Source organism: Niallia sp. HCP3S3_B10, assembly GCF_052064465.1.
In the GTDB taxonomy this organism is placed as follows: domain Bacteria; phylum Bacillota; class Bacilli; order Bacillales; family Cytobacillaceae; genus Niallia; species Niallia hominis.
Window position 1 is genome coordinate 1 of record NZ_JBQHVO010000086.1, and the last position, 17649, is coordinate 17649.

Genomic DNA, 17649 nt, shown 5'->3' on the forward strand with positions numbered 1-17649 from the left:
GAATATATTTAAAACCATAAATAACTAATATGAAAAAGTAGCTTTATTTAAGAGCTAAATTAGAGATTGTTCGTCTTTAAAGATTAGTTATATAGATTTGTCCCAGCCTCTTATATTCAATTGGCTAAGCCTGTAATTTTCAAAGATGTCTTACGTAAATCAATATAGGAGTCCTCTTGACGAACAAGCGGGAGATGTGGTTCATTTTGATGGATAAAGATAATTTCTGCTGTTTCGTTATTGGATAAAGTAACCTTTTTAAAGAGTTGCTTTCTCATAATAAAATTTGTAAATGGAATGACAATGGCAGGATTTAATGCATTTCCATATGATTCATTCACTAATTCATTGATCGCTTCAAAGTAGGTTTTCTTTTCTTTATGGGTGTGTGAGGAACACATGCTATTAAACATGTCTGCAACCGAAACAATTTGAACTAAGAATGGAATATCCTTTTCTGTTCGATGAGATGGATAGCCTTTTCCATTTATTTTTTCATGATGCAATAGAGCAGTTCTCGATATTAATATATCTAATTGAGAAATCTGAAATAAAATACTTTTTCCATAGATTGTATGTTTTTGAATTTCCTTATATTCTTTTTGCGTTAAGCGATCTTGCGCTTGTAAAATGGATGGATCAACTTTTAGCATGCCGATATCATGGAATAGTCCCATTTGGCTTAGGAGGTAACATTCCTTCCTAGCTAATCCTAAAACCTTGCCTATGATTGCTGAAATAATTCCAACATTAATACTATGCTGATAAATATAATTCTCAGGTTCTACTTCCTTATGGATAATATCTAAAATTGCTAATTCTTGAAGGGAAAAATCAATTGCTTTTTCATAGGTATGAAGAAGTCTATCCACATTATCATTTTGCTGTTCGATAATGGAATGGAAGGTTTCTTTCACTTCATCTATTAAAGTAGAAAATTCTTTATTTTCGGAGGAAAGAGAGGCTTCTTCAGTCGGATTAATCACATCAAATGGATTTACCTGATGTTTTGTGAGTAATTCCACATGTTTTTTCGTAAGAGTGGAGCCTTTTTTGAGTAGAAATAAACCTTCAATGGAGTTAGAATAAACATCTTCTTTTATTCGATATCCGGTAATATCAGCAGTTACTTTTTCCATGTCTTTTGTCTCCTTTAATTCATGCTATTTTGCTACGTCACATCCCCTTATTAGTAAATATTACCTTACCTCCAGCAAGGATAAAACAGACTTTATGACCAGTTGGAATAATCCTAAATACCTATTTTAGTAGAAATCACTAGGGACTAAGGTCTTTAGCAATGTTTTCCTATTATAATTACTATATATTTAACCGAAAAGAATAGAAGAAATTGGGCATTTTTAGTAGATTCAAAGAGAGGGGAATACACAAATGTATAGAAATCAGCTGAAAGAAAGCAATACATTTTATGTACATAATAAAAAAGAATATCAAAAACATTTAGATTTTATCCATAATGAATTGATAAAGTTTCCTACCATAAATATACCTAATCAACATAAAGTAATTAAAAATCAGGATTTGGAAGATTGGATAGTAGAAAAACTAAGTCCAAAAGACATTGCAGAAATTATCTTTTTATTAGAAAACGCCAAAAAAAGAGCATCCTCTCTGGAATCAATTTTTCAAGTAATTGCAACAAGTTTATTACAAAATTCATAAAGAAATTATCTATTCTCGTCTTACTATCACAAGGCTTCTCACTTGTTTCACTATGGTGACAACTATATAATAATAGATATTTATTTTAAATGCCTTTAATTGATTCCAAAAACAAGTAGGGAATTGACTAAAAAAGTTGTGGATACTTCCATTACTCTAAATGGGAAAACGATTGTATAGATGAGTGAGGAAGGTTTGTTTCTTGTATTAGGAGGAGAAAATAGTTGGAACAATGTATGAAAAGCCTATATACCTATTTATATGATCATCTTGTAGACATGCGTGAGGAATGGCTGAGCACAATAGAGAATAGTACATCTAATTATTATTCAATCAATAAATCCTCAGACAGTATGGAAGAACTAGTTACAGCACACCAAATACTCTTAGAAAATGTAATTAAGGTATTTATTGAGGAAGAGGAAGTATATTCAGCCAATATTTCTAAATGGGCTGTTAAAGTTGCGGAAAAGCGGGCAAAAGATTTGGTTCCTATTCTGGAATCGATTGAACAGCTTAACACAGTTAAAGAAATTCTTTTATCATATGTTGAAAAATTTTCTGCAGAAACTACTGATCAATTAACGATAACGACACTGTTTGAATGGATACGATTAGTACAATATGCATTTGATCTATTTGTAAATATCTTTATTGGCTCTTATGATGAATACAAATTTCAGCAATTGACAGCACAGCAAGAAACCATTTATGAATTAAGCAGTCCAGTGATTCCCATAACAAAGGGGATTGGGGTGCTTCCATTAATTGGAGATATTGATACAAAGAGGGCACAATTAATCATGGAAAATACTTTGAAGGAATGCAATGAAAAACGCTTTAATCATTTATTCATTGATTTATCAGGAGTACCTCTTATTGATACAATGGTTGCACATCAAATTTTTCATGTTATACATGCACTGCGTTTAATTGGTGTAAAAGGGTATCTTTCTGGATTAAGGCCAGAGGTGGCGCAAACAGCCATACAATTAGGTGTAGACTTTAGCCAAATTCCGATATTTAATAATTTAGCAAGTGCTCTTGAAAGATTTGGGTTAATGGTTAATGAAACGAAATTTGTTTAAATAGAGGTGTATGTAGATGGGGAAATATCTAGCTGCACTATTTTTTCCATGCTTATTAGTAATACTTTTTTCAAAAGCTACCTATTATCCAATTATTGGATTAATTTTAACTGTCGCCTTAATTGCTGCTTCTGTGTATAAAGGATATACTGATACATTTCTATTAATTGTTGTGGATGCATTTTCTATGACGATTGGATATATGATTAGCAGAAGATGGAAAGAGAAAGTAGCGAATAAATAATGTTTAGGCTACATTTCAAAAAGTATTAAAAAAGAATAGAAAAGAAGAATGACTAAACGATTTTACGTCGATAAAGATGATAGGTATTTTCGTATAGTCATTTTTTTTTTGAAATTTAGTATCCATAGAAAAATTGCTGATGAAATAAATAGAATGTTTGTTCTCTTTTTGTGGTTTGAAATAGGTGGTTTGTGGTAGAATGGTGATATGTTGATTACATAAGTAGGAAATTATAAAAAAAGACTTTAATACGAACGTCGAATTTTGAAATTTTGTTTATTTTAAAAGCCTCCTGGTACCCGCATAAATCCTATAACGGTGAGACCACGCATTCCCTTACTTTCCTCTGGGAGAATGTAAGTATATGGAGTGAAATGGAATGAACAAGTTTTTTGTGTTTAACTCTATAAAACAACAAAGGTTATGAAAATAGCTTGTAATAGATATGCCTAAACATAAAGGACCAACGGACGTATGAATAAAAAGAAGTGCATATAGATCGGAGGATGGTTTAGTGAATCATGATTTTGAATTAGTTTCAAAGTATACGCCTCAAGGAGATCAGCCGGGAGCAATAAAAAAACTAGTATCAGGAATTAAAGAAGGCGAAAAAATTCAGACATTGCTAGGTGCGACTGGGACTGGTAAAACCTTTACAATTAGCAATGTTATTAAAGAAGTAAAGAAGCCAACGTTAATCATTGCTCACAATAAAACACTAGCTGGCCAATTATATAGTGAATTTAAAGAGTTTTTCCCAAATAATGCAGTAGAGTATTTTGTCAGCTATTATGATTACTATCAACCAGAAGCATATGTCCCGCAAACGGATACGTTTATCGAAAAGGATGCCAGCATCAATGATGAAATTGATAAGCTTCGCCATTCTGCAACATCTTCCTTGTTTGAAAGAGATGACGTTATTATTATTGCCAGTGTTTCTTGTATTTACGGTTTAGGTTCTCCAGAGGAATATCGAGAAATGGTTGTTTCCTTAAGGACTGGTATGGAATTAGAAAGAAATCAACTGCTTCGTAAACTAGTTGATATCCAATATGATCGAAATGATATCGATTTTAAACGGGGGACTTTCCGTGTTCGTGGAGATGTTGTTGAAATTTTCCCCGCTTCTCGTGATGAACATTGTATTAGAGTAGAATTTTTTGGAGATGAAATTGATCGGATTCGTGAAGTAGATGCATTAACTGGCGAAATATTAGGAGAACGGAATCATATTGCCATCTTTCCTGCTTCTCACTTCGTAACAAGAGAAGAGAAAATGAAAGTGGCGATTGAGAACATTGAAAAGGAATTAGAAGAACAATTAGAAAAACTAAGGGAAAATAATAAATTATTAGAGGCACAACGTTTGGAACAGCGCTCTCGCTATGATCTTGAGATGATGAGGGAGATGGGGTTCTGTTCGGGAATAGAAAACTATTCAAGACATTTAACATTAAGACCTCCTGGCTCAACACCTTACACTTTATTGGATTATTTTCCAAAAGATTTTCTTCTTGTCATTGACGAATCACATGTTACACTTCCGCAAATTAGAGGAATGTATAATGGGGACCAGGCAAGGAAAAGTGTGCTAGTAGAGCATGGCTTTCGCTTGCCATCTGCACTTGATAATCGCCCGTTAACCTTTGGAGAATTTGAACAGCATATAAATCAAATGATCTGTGTTTCTGCAACGCCTGGTCCGTATGAAATGGAGCATACGCCGGTAATGATCGAACAAATCATTCGGCCAACTGGATTACTTGATCCAACTATTGACGTTCGTCCAATTGAAGGACAGATTGATGATCTAATTGCTGAGATTCATGAAAGAATTAAACGAAATGAACGGGTGCTGGTAACGACGCTTACGAAAAAAATGTCAGAGGATTTAACGGATTATCTGAAAGAAATCGGCATTAAAGTACAATATTTACATTCTGAGGTGAAAACGTTAGAACGGATTGAAATCATTCGAGAATTACGTCTCGGCAAATATGATGTTCTCGTAGGGATTAACTTATTACGGGAAGGATTGGATATTCCAGAAGTATCATTAGTCACTATTTTAGATGCTGATAAGGAAGGGTTCCTTCGTTCGGAACGATCTTTAATTCAAACAATCGGACGTGCAGCAAGAAATTCGAATGGGCATGTTATTATGTATGCAGATAAGATGACGCATTCAATGGAAGTAGCAATAAGTGAAACGAAAAGACGGAGAGAAATCCAAGAGAAATATAATGAAGAACATGGTATTACTCCGCAAACGATTCAAAAAGGTATTCGAGATTCCATTCGTGCTACGCAAGCAGCAGAAGAACCAGAAGAATATGCAACTTCTGTTAAACTTGATAAATTGACGAAAAAGGAAAAAGAGGCAATGATTGCCCAAATGGAGAACGAAATGAAGGAAGCAGCAAAAGCTCTGAATTTCGAAAGAGCTGCAGAGCTTCGCGATTTATTGCTTGAATTAAAGGCGGAGGGGTGAGCAAAAAATGGCAATGGATAAACTTATTGTAAAAGGTGCAAGAGCAAATAATTTAAAAAATATTGATATAACTATTCCAAGAGATCAATTAGTAGTCATAACTGGTTTATCTGGTTCCGGGAAATCTTCTCTCGCTTTTGATACCATTTATGCAGAAGGACAAAGAAGATATGTTGAATCTTTATCCGCATACGCGCGACAGTTTTTAGGGCAAATGGATAAGCCAGATGTAGATTCGATTGAAGGACTGTCCCCTGCTATTTCCATCGACCAGAAAACAACTAGCCGAAATCCACGCTCTACAGTTGGAACAGTAACTGAAATCTATGATTACTTAAGACTATTATTTGCAAGAGTAGGAAGACCAACTTGCCCAGAGCATGGAATTGAAATATCTTCCCAGACAATTGAACAGATGGTTGATCGCATTCTAGAATATCCTGAAAGAACTAGACTTCAAGTGCTCGCTCCGGTTGTATCAGGGAGGAAGGGATCCCATGTAAAAGTGCTGGAAGATGTGAAAAAGCAGGGATATGTTCGATTACGAATCGATGGAGAAATGTTTGAAATTGGTGATGATATTTCCTTAGATAAAAATAAGAAACATAATATAGAAGTAGTAATTGATCGCCTTGTAGTGAAAGAAGGGATTGCTGCAAGACTGGCAGATTCTCTTGAATCCGCATTACAATTTGGGAATGGAAAAGTGATTATCGATGTAATTGGGGAGGAAGAATTGCTTTTTAGCGAGCATCATGCTTGTCCGATTTGCGGATTCTCTATTGGGGAATTAGAGCCAAGACTGTTTTCCTTCAATAGTCCATTTGGAGCTTGTCCTGATTGTGATGGTCTCGGAAATAAACTAGTAGTAGATGTTGATTTAGTCATTCCTAATTGGGATTTGACTCTAAAAGATAATGCGATTGCTCCATGGGAATCTATTAGTTCTCAATACTATCCTCAGCTCCTTGAAAGTGTATGCAACCATTATGGCATTGATATGAACATACCCGTAAAGGATATTCCTAAAAATCTAATGGATAAGATTCTTTATGGATCAGGCAAAGAATATATTCACTTTCGATATGAAAATGACTTTGGCCAAGTTAGAGAAAATGATATTCAGTTTGAAGGTGTTATAAGAAATATCGAAAGAAGATTTAAGGAAACAAGCTCTGATTATATTCGAGAGCAAATGCAAAAATACATGGCTGAACAGCCTTGTCGTACATGTAAAGGCTATCGGTTAAAGAAAGAAGCATTAGCAGTATTAATTAATGGCCAGCATATAGGAAAAATCACGGAAAAATCAGTTGTTGAGTGCTATCAATTTATGGAGCAGGTTGATTTAACTGAAAAGGAAAAACAAATTGCGAACTTGATTCTTAGGGAAATAAAAGAGAGAGTCGGATTTTTAATAAATGTTGGTTTAGATTATCTGACTTTAAGTAGAGCAGCGGGAACTCTATCTGGAGGCGAAGCGCAAAGAATTCGTTTGGCAACACAAATTGGATCAAGACTTACAGGCGTACTTTACATCTTAGATGAACCTTCTATCGGTCTTCATCAAAGAGACAATGATAAATTAATTGATACATTAAGACAAATGAGAGACATCGGAAATACATTGATTGTTGTAGAGCATGATGAAGATACAATGATGGCAGCAGATTATTTAATCGATGTTGGTCCTGGTGCGGGCGTACATGGAGGAGAAATTATTTCTGTCGGAACACCAGATGAAGTAATGAAGGATCCTCAATCGATAACAGGTCAATATTTATCTGGAAAAAAATTCATTCCACTACCATTAGAGAGAAAACAAAGTGATGGTAGATTTATTGAAATAACTGGGGCGAAAGAAAATAATTTAAAAAATGTAAATGTAAAAATCCCCCTTGGAATGTTTATCGCCGTCACTGGTGTTTCAGGGTCTGGAAAAAGTACGTTAATTAACGAGATTCTTCATAAAGGCTTAGCACAAAAGCTGAATCGCGCAAAAGCAAAGCCAGGCCAGCATAAAGAAATTAAAGGAATCGACCAGTTAGAAAAAGTTATTGATATTGATCAGTCTCCAATTGGACGAACTCCAAGATCAAATCCTGCGACTTACACCGGAGTGTTTGATGATATTCGGGATGTTTTTGCGACGACTAATGAAGCTAAAGTACGTGGATATAAAAAAGGACGCTTTAGTTTTAATGTAAAGGGCGGAAGATGTGAGGCTTGTCGTGGAGATGGAATCATAAAAATTGAAATGCATTTCCTTCCAGATGTGTATGTTCCATGTGAAGTATGTCATGGAAAACGATACAATAGAGAAACATTGGAAGTAAAATATAAAGGGAAAAACATTTCAGATGTCTTGGGTATGACAGTAGAAGATGGAGTAGCTTTCTTTGAAAATATCCCTAAGATTCATCGTAAGCTTCAAACAATTGTTGATGTTGGTTTAGGTTATATTAAACTCGGACAACCAGCAACTACTTTATCAGGTGGGGAAGCGCAAAGGGTCAAATTAGCATCTGAATTACACCGCCGTTCTACTGGCAAGTCCTTTTATATTTTAGATGAGCCGACGACAGGCTTACATGTTGATGATATTTCAAGATTATTGATCGTGCTTCAAAGATTAGTCGAAAATGGCGATACAGTACTCGTTATTGAACATAATCTGGATGTAATAAAGACTGCAGATTATATTATCGACTTAGGTCCAGAAGGCGGAGATAAAGGTGGTACTATTTTAGGAACAGGTACGCCAGAAGACATTGCAGACCTTAAAGGATCCTATACGGGGAAATATTTAAAGCCAATCTTGAAGAGAGATCGACTAAGAATGAAGAATCATATAGAAGAAGCAGAAAAGATTGCTACAACTTAATATAGGATAAAGGGATGGGGACAGTAGAAGAGTCGATTAGTTTATAGCAAAGCAGACTTCCTATAAAATGGCCCTGTCCCTTTTTTATTTCTTCCACAGAATTCTTCTGAAATGAAAAATAATGACATAAAATAAAAAAGATTATTAGCTTTAAGTAAATAGATAAATAAAAGGATTGAAACTTTTCGGAGGGATAATTCGTATTAGAATGAAGAGATGATAATTTTGAATGCTAATGGTTGATATCCAGAATTAATTAGAGTAGACATCAACGGACTCTATTGCAAAAAAATGAAATTATTATGCAAACAGCATTTTTATCACAATTTTAATTGTAATTTCCATCATTAATCTTAAATAATATCTTAAAAATACAGCCAATCATTTCATAATTCACAGAGTATCATTAAAAACCGTTTTGTAGTTTATGGCTAAGCATTAGCAAATTATTTTTAAATGTTGAAAACAGAATAAAACAGTTTAGTTAATTTTGAGGAGGATTTTAAGTGGCTGACGAGAGAAAACGAATTTTAGAGTTAGTTGAAAGTGGAAAATTGACAGTGGATGAAGCATTAAAGCTAATGGAAAAGGTTGATGAAGTAAGTGAGAAGAAATCCTTAAATGAAGAAGAAAAGAAGATATTAGAAGATTTTCATGAAGAAGCAAAGTTCCATGAAAAAAAGAAAGAAACAAATTCAAATTATGGATTTAACTTTCAAGCAGCAAAAGATAAACTTTTTGATTTTGTTGATACAACGATAAAGAAGGTAAAAGAAGTAGACCTTGATTTGAACTTTGGTCATTTTGAAGAAGTTTCTCACATATTTCAGTACAATAATATTTCACCAAAGAAACTGGATATTGATATTCCTAATGGAGAAGTTGAGCTCATTCCATGGGATCAAGAAGAAGTTAGTATTGAGTGTAAAGCAAAGGTATATAGAGTTAATTCTTTGGAAGAAGCAAAAAAGGTGTTTTTAAAGGAAATACAAGTGATTGTAGATGATGAACAATTAGTAGTCAAAACAAATCATAAATGGATGAAGGTAAAAACTCAAGTTTATGTTCCTAAAAAGTCCTATGAATCAACCATCATTCGCTTATTTAATGGACCGATTACAACATTTGATATAAAGGCGGAAAAATTGTATGCTAAAACGGCTAATGGTAAAATAACGCTAAATGCAGGTGAAAATACAAAAGTAGAAGCAGATGCAGCGAATGGCAGTATAAAAGTTGATAAAGGAAACATCCAGAAACTTGATGCAGAAACGATTAATGGTTCGATTGCAGTGGATGGGTACTTTAATAAAGTGGATTTACAATCCTTTAATGGAAGTATTTCATGTACAAATCATGCCGAAAATTGTGAAGTTTTAGAGTTCCAAGGGACTACAGGGAGTATTGAGGTAAGCTTGCCAGAAGCATTAGCCGTTAGTGGTGTATTAAAAACGAATTTTGGCGGCTTTAATGTAGAGTTAGAGGGTATTCAAATAATTGAAGAGAAAAGTGAAGTACTTCAAAAAACGTTACAATTTAAATCAATACAATCAAGTGATCATCATACAAAAATGGAAGCAAACACAAAAACTGGATCGATAAAGGTTAAAAAAATTGAAAAAGCAGGCAATTAATTTTATAGGAAAAACCGATAATTAATTAATCGATAGTTGATATAGAGAATAAAAGAATGTGCGAATGCTAATTATATCACTTATCGTATTTTTACCACTCTTAACGGTCAGTACCATTACCTCCTATCGACTGAGAAGAATTCATGGGAGAAAGGCGGGAAATCAACTGTCCGTAAAGGTCCGATTGGTTCAACTTAACCATCAGTGGGGAAGTTTCTTTATCGGTTTTTACTATGCAGAATGAGGAGCAATAAGAATGAGATGGATAATAGGGATATTAATTAATGCTATCTTCTTTGTGGCATTAGCCGGTTTATTTCAGGATTACTTTTATTTATCAGGAATCGGTGCTGCAATTGGTGCTAGTGCCGTTTTATCTCTGCTAAATATTATTGTAAAACCAATTTTAATATTATTGACATTACCTGTGACAATATTATCGCTAGGACTATTTTTATTTGTCATTAATGCGATCACACTGTCATTAACAGACAGATTGATGGGGAGCAGTTTTGAAATATCAAGTTTTAGTATGTGCTTACTTTTTAGCATTTTCCTATCGATTTGTAATATAATTGTTCAAAATACTGTCCTTCGTGGAGAAAAAAGGTAAACGCTGCTAAGTAAAGGGGGAAAACTATTTCCTGCTTTATTGGCAGTTTTTTTATGTTCCAAATTAATGAATGGGAAGTAGATTTAATCTGCAGATATTAGCACATTCATTATGAAAACAGCCATAATAATGGACATTATTGGCTTCATAATAGCATAACTGCTACCCATTTCCACTAACAGTATGTAAACGAGGACCTATAAGTAGTCTTGTTTTCCTAATATTTTGATTGAATTCTGGCATATATTTATCTTTTAATGCTAAAATAAAGTGAATATGGAATTCTAAATAATGACTAAAATTAAACAGTTTTGTTCTGTTTATAAAACGAACAGCAAAGACCTTTAAAGGAGGAGCTTCATGGCGGCAAAAGTATTAATAAAAGATGTTATTGAAGAGTTTGATTTAGAAATTGTAAGTGGAGAAGAAGGAATTAATCGACCGATTACGGTTAGTGATATATCAAGACCTGGTTTAGAAATGGCAGGCTACTTTAACTACTATCCAGCTGAGCGTGTTCAGTTGCTAGGAAAGACAGAGCTTACATTTGCTCAACGTTTAAGTGATGAAGATCGAGCAAATCGATTAACAAAATTATGTAGTGATACAACTCCAGGTATTATCATCACTCGTAATATGGAAGTGCCACCACAGTTAATAGAGGCATCTGAAGAGCTGGCTGTACCAGTATTGCGGTCCAAGCATAAAACATCACTTTTTTCTAGTAGACTTACAAATTTCCTGGAAAGAAAACTTGCACCTACTACAGCGGTTCATGGTGTCCTCGTTGACATCTATGGCGTAGGGGTTTTAATTACGGGGAAAAGTGGTGTTGGTAAAAGTGAAACAGCACTTGAGCTTGTTAAGCGTGGTCATCGATTAGTTGCTGATGATTGTGTGGAGATTAGGCAAGAAGATGAGAATTTAATTGTTGGAAGTTCACCAGAGCTAATTGAGCATCTATTGGAAATTCGCGGATTAGGAATTATAAATGTCATGACTTTATTTGGAGCTGGTGCTGTACGCACACATAAGAAAATCTCCTTGGTTATGTCATTGGAATTATGGGAGCAGAACAAGCAATATGACCGTTTAGGGCTAGACGAAGAGAAAATGAAAATAATTGATACGGAAGTAACAAAGCTTACGATTCCAGTCCGTCCAGGTCGAAACTTAGCTGTCATTATTGAAGTAGCAGCAATGAATTTCCGATTAAAACGAATGGGTGTAAATGCAGCAGAACAGTTTACCAATAAATTGAATAATGTTATTTCTGACGAAAAAAATTAAAGAAATGTAACTAAAGGAATGAATGGTAAAGTGAAAATACACTTTTTTCTCAAGCCTTTAAAAGAAACACATGGGAAATAGGAGGAAATCTGATGGAAGATATACAACCAATCGATCCAATTGCTTTTTCATTAGGACCAATTGATGTCAGATGGTATGGACTTATTATCGGTTCTGGATTAATTCTTGCTCTTATTATTGCAATGAGAGAAGGAAATAGAAGAGGACTAGGAAAGGATGACTTTCCAGATTTAATGTTATGGGCTATTCCAATCTCTATTATATGTGCGAGAATTTATTATGTCATCTTTGAATGGAGCTATTATAAAGATCACCTTGGTGATATTCCAAAAATTTGGAATGGAGGTATCGCTATTCATGGTGCCTTAATTGGAGCTGTTGTCACTACCTATATTTTTACAAAGAAAAAGGGAATTCCTTTCTGGAAAATAATTGATATAGCAGCGCCAAGTCTTATCCTTGGACAAGCAATTGGCCGCTGGGGCAACTTTATGAATCAAGAAGCACATGGTGGGGAAGTAACACGTTCCTTCTTAGAAGGACTTCGTTTGCCGACCTTTATTATTGATCAGATGTATATTAACGGAACTTACTACCATCCTACTTTTTTATATGAATCATTATGGAATATAATTGGATTCGTGATTTTACTAGCTTTACGTAAAGTTAATTTACGAAGAGGAGAAATATTCTTATCCTATGTCATTTGGTATTCGATTGGAAGATTCTTTATAGAAGGCATGAGAACAGATAGCCTAATGATTGGCGATTTACGAATGGCTCAATTAATTTCTTTAGCTTTAATTGTATTATCAGTTGTCACCATTATTTATAGAAGAAAAGCTGGATTTGCAAGTGAGCGTTATTTAGATACAAATGGTTAATGATAGAAAGGGATGTTCAGGTTGACTGGAAAAATTAATACTGCATTATTTGATTTAGATGGAACACTTATTAATACAAATGAATTAATAATTTCCTCTTATTTACATACATTAAATCATTATTACCCAGGAAAATATGGCAGAGAAGATGTAATTCCATTTATGGGTCCACCGTTATTAGAAACATTTGAATCCATTGATAAATTACGTGCACAGGAAATGATGACAATGTATCGTGCCTATAATATCGAGAATCATGATAATATTGTTACGATATTTGATGGTGTATATGATGCAATCAAGGAACTGAAGGAAAGAGGCTTTAAACTTGCGATTGTATCAACAAAGCTTTCTGATGTGGTAGAAATGGGCTTGAAATTAACGAAGTTAGATGCGTTTTTTGATGTAGTAGTGGCTTTAGATCATGTGAAAAATGCAAAGCCAGACCCAGAGCCAGTTCTTCTTGCACTTGAGAAATTGAATGCATCACCATCAGAAGCAATTATGGTTGGAGATAATAAACATGATATATTGTCAGGGAAAAATGCAGGTACTTTAACAGCAGGGGTTGCATGGACACTTAAGGGAAAGAAATTCTTGCAGGAATATAATCCTGACTATATTTTTGATAATATGAAAGATATCCTTTCTCTTCCTGAAGTCCAACCATCATGAGAAAGACGACAAGATATCCAGTAAGCGGACCGAATTCTTTATGGCATGTCTATAAAACCGTTCCCTTTTTAAAGGTAATAAAGAATTTTATCGTTATCCAAACAGCAAGATATATGCCCTTTTTAAAAGGGAAGAACTGGATGTACCGTAAGCTTTTGAAAATGAAGGTGGGAGAACATACTTCCTTTGCTTTGATGGTAATGCTTGATATTATGTTTCCTGAAAAAATCAAGGTTGGCAAGAATAGTGTGATAGGATATAACACAACCATTCTTGCCCATGAATATTTAATTGAGGAATACAGACTAGGGAAGGTTGAAATTGGTGATGAAGTAATGATTGGTGCCAATTCAACGATTCTTCCTGGCGTGAAAATTGGAGATCATGCAATTGTTTCAGCAGGTACACTTGTCCATAAGGATGTTCCTGCAGGAAGCTTTGTTGGTGGAAATCCAATGCAAGTTATTTATACAGCAGAACAAATGGAAGAGCGCAGAAAAAACGAACCTTCTTATGTATTAGATGAATAAATAGAAGATAGCCTATCTGTCCGTTATTCCAAGATTGATAATCTTTGGAGTAACGAATAGATAGGTTTTTTTAAAAATGTCAGAATTAATAAAAAATAGAAAGATTAAGCGAATTTTCTTTTAAATGCAACTTTTCCCTTGACCTAAGATACGACGAAGAGTACACTAAAAACAACTCTTTAATTTGGTAGTATATTAGCGAACTAAAGCATTTGGAATTTTAAAACATGAGGTGTAGTGATGAGTAGCTTATTTATGTTTGAAAAGCCATTAGGCATGAGAGATACATTACCAGCCATATATGAAAGAAAATATAAAGTAAAACAATCGATGGACACAGAGATTAAGAAATGGGGATACCAATTTATTGAAACCCCAACATTGGAATATTATGAAACAGTCGGAACGGCGTCTGCTATTTTAGATCAGCAACTTTTTAAATTATTAGATCAGCAAGGACATACACTAGTCCTTCGTCCAGATATGACAGCCCCAATAGCGAGGGTAGCAGCTTCTAAACTTCTAACAGAAGACTTGCCATTGCGACTTGCCTATAATGCCTCTGTTTTTCGAGCACAGCAGCGAGAGGGTGGAAGGCCAGCTGAATTTGAGCAAATCGGGGTTGAATATATCGGTGATAAAACAATTAGTGCCGATGGGGAAGGGATTTCTTTACTCGTTTCTACTCTTCAACAAGCAGGCGTGAAGGAGTATCAAGTTTCAGTAGGACATATTGGCTTTGTGCAGTCCTTCTTTCAACAAATCCTGGGAACGAAAGAAAGAGCAGAGAGTCTAACGAAATATTTGTATGAAAAAAATTATGTGGGGTATCGCCAGCATGTGGAAAAGCTTTCTTTATCGAGCATTGATAAGCAGCGATTAAATGATTTCTTGCAGCTTAGAGGCGGAGAAGAAGTGATTGAACTTGCTTATCAATTGATTGAAGGCGGTCAAGGGGCGAAAGCAATTGACGACTTAAAGCAGCTTTGGGAAATCCTTGTTGATTATGAAGTGGCAGATAGAGTGACATTTGATTTATCCCTTGTTAGTCATATGAGCTACTATACTGGGATTGTGTATGAAGTATATGCTGAGGGTGTAGGTTTTCATATCGGCAGTGGTGGCCGCTATGATTTATTATTAGAGAAATTCGGAAAAAGAACGGGAGCAACTGGTTTTGCTATTCGAGTTGACCGATTATTAGAAGCACTTGGGAAAGTGGAAAAAACAGCAACAATAGAGTGTATTTTATTTAGTAATGAGCGCAGAAAAGAAGCTTTCCAATTGGCTCAGGAGAAGAGGAAAGCAGGAATCCATGTCATTACGCAAGATATTAATGGGGTAAAAGATGTAGATGCTTGTACGAAGCAATACAGTGAAATTACGCTATTAGTTGGGAAAAAAGGAATGGAGGTTGTCAAATGAACGATATGCTAACTATCGCCATGCCAAAGGGAAGGATATTCGAAGAGGCGGCTGACTTATTAAGAGATGCAGGCTTTCGTTTACCTGCTGAATTTGATGACTCCCGGAAATTAATCATTGATGTAGAAGAAGAAAACTTCCGCTTTATCTTGGCAAAACCAATGGATGTACCAACTTATGTGGAGCATGGCGTAGCCGATTTAGGGATTGCTGGGAAAGATGTCATGCTGGAAGAAGAAAGAGATGTATATGAACTGCTAGACCTACATATTAGTGCCTGCTATTTGGCAGTGGCGGGTCTTCCAAATACAGAGCTTAATGAAATCGCGCCAAGGATTGCGACAAAGTATCCGAATGTAGCAGCTGCTTATTTTCGGGAGCAAGGGTCTCAAGTAGAAATCATTAAGCTGAATGGTTCGATTGAGCTTGCGCCTATTATTGGGTTGACGGACCGAATTGTTGATATTGTTTCAACAGGAAAAACATTGGTCGAAAATGGACTAGTAGAATACGAAAGAATAGTAGATATTACTTCAAGATTAATTGTAAATCCTGCAAGCTATCGATTGAAGGATTTACGAATTGGTGAATTAGTTGCAAGGCTTCAACAAGTCGTAAATACGAAGCTATTATCGAAATAAAGGGAAAGGGGATTTCGAGATGAGGATTGTGAAAGATATAGAGAATATTAGCTTAAAACGTTCTGTTGATGCTGGAACAGTAGAGCAGAGAAAAGCCGTTATCGACATAATGGAAAACGTAAAAAGAAATGGTGATCAAGCATTAATCGAATATACAAAAAAATGGGATGGAGCAAATCTATCAAGTCTTCTTGTAAGGGAAGAAGAGATTGCGGTTGCCTACGATAATGTTGAAAAGGATATGATTTCTATTATCAAGGAGGCAGCTGCAAACATTAAAGATTACCATCAAAAGCAGCTAAAAACTTCATGGAGTTTCACACAAGAAAATGGATCAATCCTTGGTCAAAGAATTCTGCCTTTAGATTCAGTTGGTGTATATGTGCCAGGCGGAACGGCAGCCTATCCTTCATCTGTATTAATGAATGTAATTCCAGCAATTGTTGCAGGAGTGAATCGGATTGTAATGGTATCTCCACCAAGTGAAAACGGAACACTTCCTCCTGCAGTACTAGTAGCAGCAGATATTGCTGGAGTAAAGGAAATTTATAAAGTTGGCGGAGCACAGGCGATTGCTGCTTTAGCATACGGAACAGAATCTATTGAGAATGTCGATAAGATTGTTGGTCCTGGAAATATCTTTGTTGCCCTTGCTAAAAGAGAAGTATTTGGAGATGTTGCGATTGATATGATTGCCGGTCCAAGTGAGATTGCAATTATAGCGGATGAAACGGCCATTTCAAAAGAAATAGCAGCAGATTTATTATCACAGGCGGAGCATGATGAAAGAGCATCCTCTGTTCTTGTGACTACTTCTCGAACCTTAGCAGAAGAGGTTTCGAATGAAGTAGAGTTACAGTTAAGTGATTTGCCACGAAAAGAAATAGCAAAAAAATCAATTGATCAATATGGATTAATAGTTGTAGTAGAAACACTAGAAGAAGCTGCAATAGTCATTAATACAATTGCCCCAGAACATTTAGAAATAATCACAGAAAATCCGTCTGATATTCTGGAAAAGATTCGCCATGCAGGTTCCATCTTTCTTGGAAGATATAGTTCAGAACCAGTCGGCGATTACTTTGCAGGAACGAACCATGTATTGCCGACAAATGGTACAGCAAGATTCTCTAATCCATTAAATGTAGATGATTTTCAAAAAAAATCTAGTGTTATCCAATACAGTGAAGTAGCATTTCGCGAAAATGCCCCAAAAATAGCTAAATTTGCACGATTAGAAGGGTTAGAAGCCCATGCAAGAGCAATAGAAGCCCGCGATAAGCAAATAATTAGTATCGATAGTTTTGACAAAGAATGATGATAGTGACCTTAGCAGCAAAGATAAAGTGGAGGTACGGTCATTCGGCTATGGGATTAGCGATACTGGGAAGACTCTAAGGGGCAAGCGAACTGCTGCCAAATAGAAAGATATCTTTCAAGGTTACAATACAAAAAGTCCTGCGGTAATATGTCAAGTACCAAAATCTAAGGAATTGGAAATTGTAAGCCAACCAATACCTAAAAAAGACAATACTTAAGAAAC

General features: G+C 35.2%; 16 protein-coding genes. 15 read left to right on the forward strand and 1 reads right to left on the reverse strand.

From position 1 onward, the window contains the following. Positions 1–116: 116 nt before the first annotated feature. Positions 117–1139 (reverse strand): HD-GYP domain-containing protein, encoded by a 1023-nt coding sequence (locus tag ACTNDN_RS23045; protein WP_251629497.1) that lies wholly within the window; start codon positions 1137–1139, stop codon positions 117–119. Positions 1140–1392: 253 nt separating this feature from the next. Here ACTNDN_RS23045 and ACTNDN_RS23050 point away from each other — a divergent pair, with 253 nt between their 5' ends. The 15 genes from ACTNDN_RS23050 (at position 1393) to hisD (ending at position 17424) form a co-directional block, all read left to right on the forward strand. Then, a complete protein-coding gene (locus tag ACTNDN_RS23050) occupies positions 1393–1683 on the forward strand; it encodes a hypothetical protein (RefSeq protein ID WP_235251799.1) in 291 nt (96 codons plus the stop codon). 224 nt (positions 1684–1907) lie between these two features. Continuing rightward, positions 1908–2771: an STAS domain-containing protein gene (locus ACTNDN_RS23055; protein WP_235251798.1), complete on the forward strand. Its 864-nt coding sequence runs from the start codon at positions 1908–1910 to the stop codon at positions 2769–2771. Positions 2772–2787: 16 nt separating this feature from the next. Continuing rightward, positions 2788–3015: a CsbA family protein gene (locus tag ACTNDN_RS23060; RefSeq protein WP_031540650.1), complete on the forward strand. Its 228-nt coding sequence runs from the start codon at positions 2788–2790 to the stop codon at positions 3013–3015. 514 nt (positions 3016–3529) lie between these two features. Next, positions 3530–5509, forward strand: a complete 1980-nt coding sequence (uvrB, locus tag ACTNDN_RS23065) for an excinuclease ABC subunit UvrB (protein WP_031540651.1) — start codon at positions 3530–3532, stop codon at positions 5507–5509. 7 nt (positions 5510–5516) lie between these two features. Next, a complete protein-coding gene (gene uvrA, locus ACTNDN_RS23070) occupies positions 5517–8393 on the forward strand; it encodes an excinuclease ABC subunit UvrA (RefSeq protein WP_441132381.1) in 2877 nt (958 codons plus the stop codon). 506 nt (positions 8394–8899) lie between these two features. Beyond that, on the forward strand, positions 8900–10027 hold the full coding sequence (locus ACTNDN_RS23075) for a DUF4097 family beta strand repeat-containing protein (protein ID WP_251629503.1): 1128 nt from the start codon (positions 8900–8902) through the stop codon (positions 10025–10027). Between the two features lie 64 nt (positions 10028–10091). Continuing rightward, positions 10092–10271 carry a hypothetical protein gene (locus tag ACTNDN_RS23080; RefSeq protein ID WP_441132383.1) on the forward strand — a complete coding sequence of 60 codons (180 nt, stop codon included), beginning with the start codon at positions 10092–10094 and terminating at the stop codon, positions 10269–10271. Positions 10272–10283: 12 nt separating this feature from the next. Beyond that, complete coding sequence (locus tag ACTNDN_RS23085; protein WP_031540654.1) at positions 10284–10640, forward strand: phage holin family protein; 357 nt, start codon at positions 10284–10286, stop codon at positions 10638–10640. Between the two features lie 360 nt (positions 10641–11000). Then, a complete protein-coding gene (gene hprK, locus ACTNDN_RS23090) occupies positions 11001–11930 on the forward strand; it encodes an HPr(Ser) kinase/phosphatase (protein WP_031540655.1) in 930 nt (309 codons plus the stop codon). Positions 11931–12022: 92 nt separating this feature from the next. Then, complete coding sequence (gene lgt, locus ACTNDN_RS23095; protein WP_251629509.1) at positions 12023–12835, forward strand: prolipoprotein diacylglyceryl transferase; 813 nt, start codon at positions 12023–12025, stop codon at positions 12833–12835. 12 nt (positions 12836–12847) lie between these two features. After that, positions 12848–13510, forward strand: coding sequence for a pyrophosphatase PpaX (gene ppaX, locus ACTNDN_RS23100; protein ID WP_441132385.1), 663 nt, complete (start codon positions 12848–12850; stop codon positions 13508–13510). Then, entirely contained in the window at positions 13507–14040 is a 534-nt protein-coding gene (locus ACTNDN_RS23105; RefSeq protein WP_441132387.1) for an acyltransferase, read from the forward strand. Before ppaX ends, ACTNDN_RS23105 begins: the two co-directional genes overlap by 4 nt. A gap of 240 nt (positions 14041–14280) precedes the next feature. Continuing rightward, positions 14281–15465 carry an ATP phosphoribosyltransferase regulatory subunit gene (locus ACTNDN_RS23110; protein WP_235252204.1) on the forward strand — a complete coding sequence of 395 codons (1185 nt, stop codon included), beginning with the start codon at positions 14281–14283 and terminating at the stop codon, positions 15463–15465. Continuing rightward, the gene (gene hisG, locus ACTNDN_RS23115; RefSeq protein WP_031540660.1) at positions 15462–16106 is read left to right on the forward strand and encodes an ATP phosphoribosyltransferase; all 645 of its coding nucleotides are present in this window, start codon (positions 15462–15464) and stop codon (positions 16104–16106) included. The genes ACTNDN_RS23110 and hisG overlap by 4 nt, the downstream gene beginning before the upstream one ends. A 19-nt stretch (positions 16107–16125) precedes the next feature. Next, positions 16126–17424, forward strand: coding sequence for a histidinol dehydrogenase (gene hisD / locus ACTNDN_RS23120; RefSeq protein WP_441132390.1), 1299 nt, complete (start codon positions 16126–16128; stop codon positions 17422–17424). Positions 17425–17649 lie beyond the last annotated feature (225 nt).

Excerpts from the sequence above, each read along its gene's own strand:
- hisG (WP_031540660.1), top strand. The coding sequence starts at position 15,462 with ATGAACGATATGCTAACTATCGCCATGCCAAAGGGAAGGATATTCGAA.
- ACTNDN_RS23060 (WP_031540650.1), top strand. The coding sequence starts at position 2,788 with ATGGGGAAATATCTAGCTGCACTATTTTTTCCATGCTTATTAGTAATA.
- ppaX (WP_441132385.1), top strand. The coding sequence starts at position 12,848 with ATGTTCAGGTTGACTGGAAAAATTAATACTGCATTATTTGATTTAGAT.
- ACTNDN_RS23050 (WP_235251799.1), top strand. The coding sequence starts at position 1,393 with ATGTATAGAAATCAGCTGAAAGAAAGCAATACATTTTATGTACATAAT.
- ACTNDN_RS23085 (WP_031540654.1), top strand. The coding sequence starts at position 10,284 with ATGAGATGGATAATAGGGATATTAATTAATGCTATCTTCTTTGTGGCA.
- ACTNDN_RS23105 (WP_441132387.1), top strand. The coding sequence starts at position 13,507 with ATGAGAAAGACGACAAGATATCCAGTAAGCGGACCGAATTCTTTATGG.
- hisD (WP_441132390.1), top strand. The coding sequence starts at position 16,126 with ATGAGGATTGTGAAAGATATAGAGAATATTAGCTTAAAACGTTCTGTT.
- lgt (WP_251629509.1), top strand. The coding sequence starts at position 12,023 with ATGGAAGATATACAACCAATCGATCCAATTGCTTTTTCATTAGGACCA.
- ACTNDN_RS23110 (WP_235252204.1), top strand. The coding sequence starts at position 14,281 with ATGAGTAGCTTATTTATGTTTGAAAAGCCATTAGGCATGAGAGATACA.
- uvrA (WP_441132381.1), top strand. The coding sequence starts at position 5,517 with ATGGCAATGGATAAACTTATTGTAAAAGGTGCAAGAGCAAATAATTTA.
- ACTNDN_RS23080 (WP_441132383.1), top strand. The coding sequence starts at position 10,092 with ATGCTAATTATATCACTTATCGTATTTTTACCACTCTTAACGGTCAGT.
- hprK (WP_031540655.1), top strand. The coding sequence starts at position 11,001 with ATGGCGGCAAAAGTATTAATAAAAGATGTTATTGAAGAGTTTGATTTA.
- ACTNDN_RS23045 (WP_251629497.1), bottom strand. The coding sequence starts at position 1,139 with ATGGAAAAAGTAACTGCTGATATTACCGGATATCGAATAAAAGAAGAT.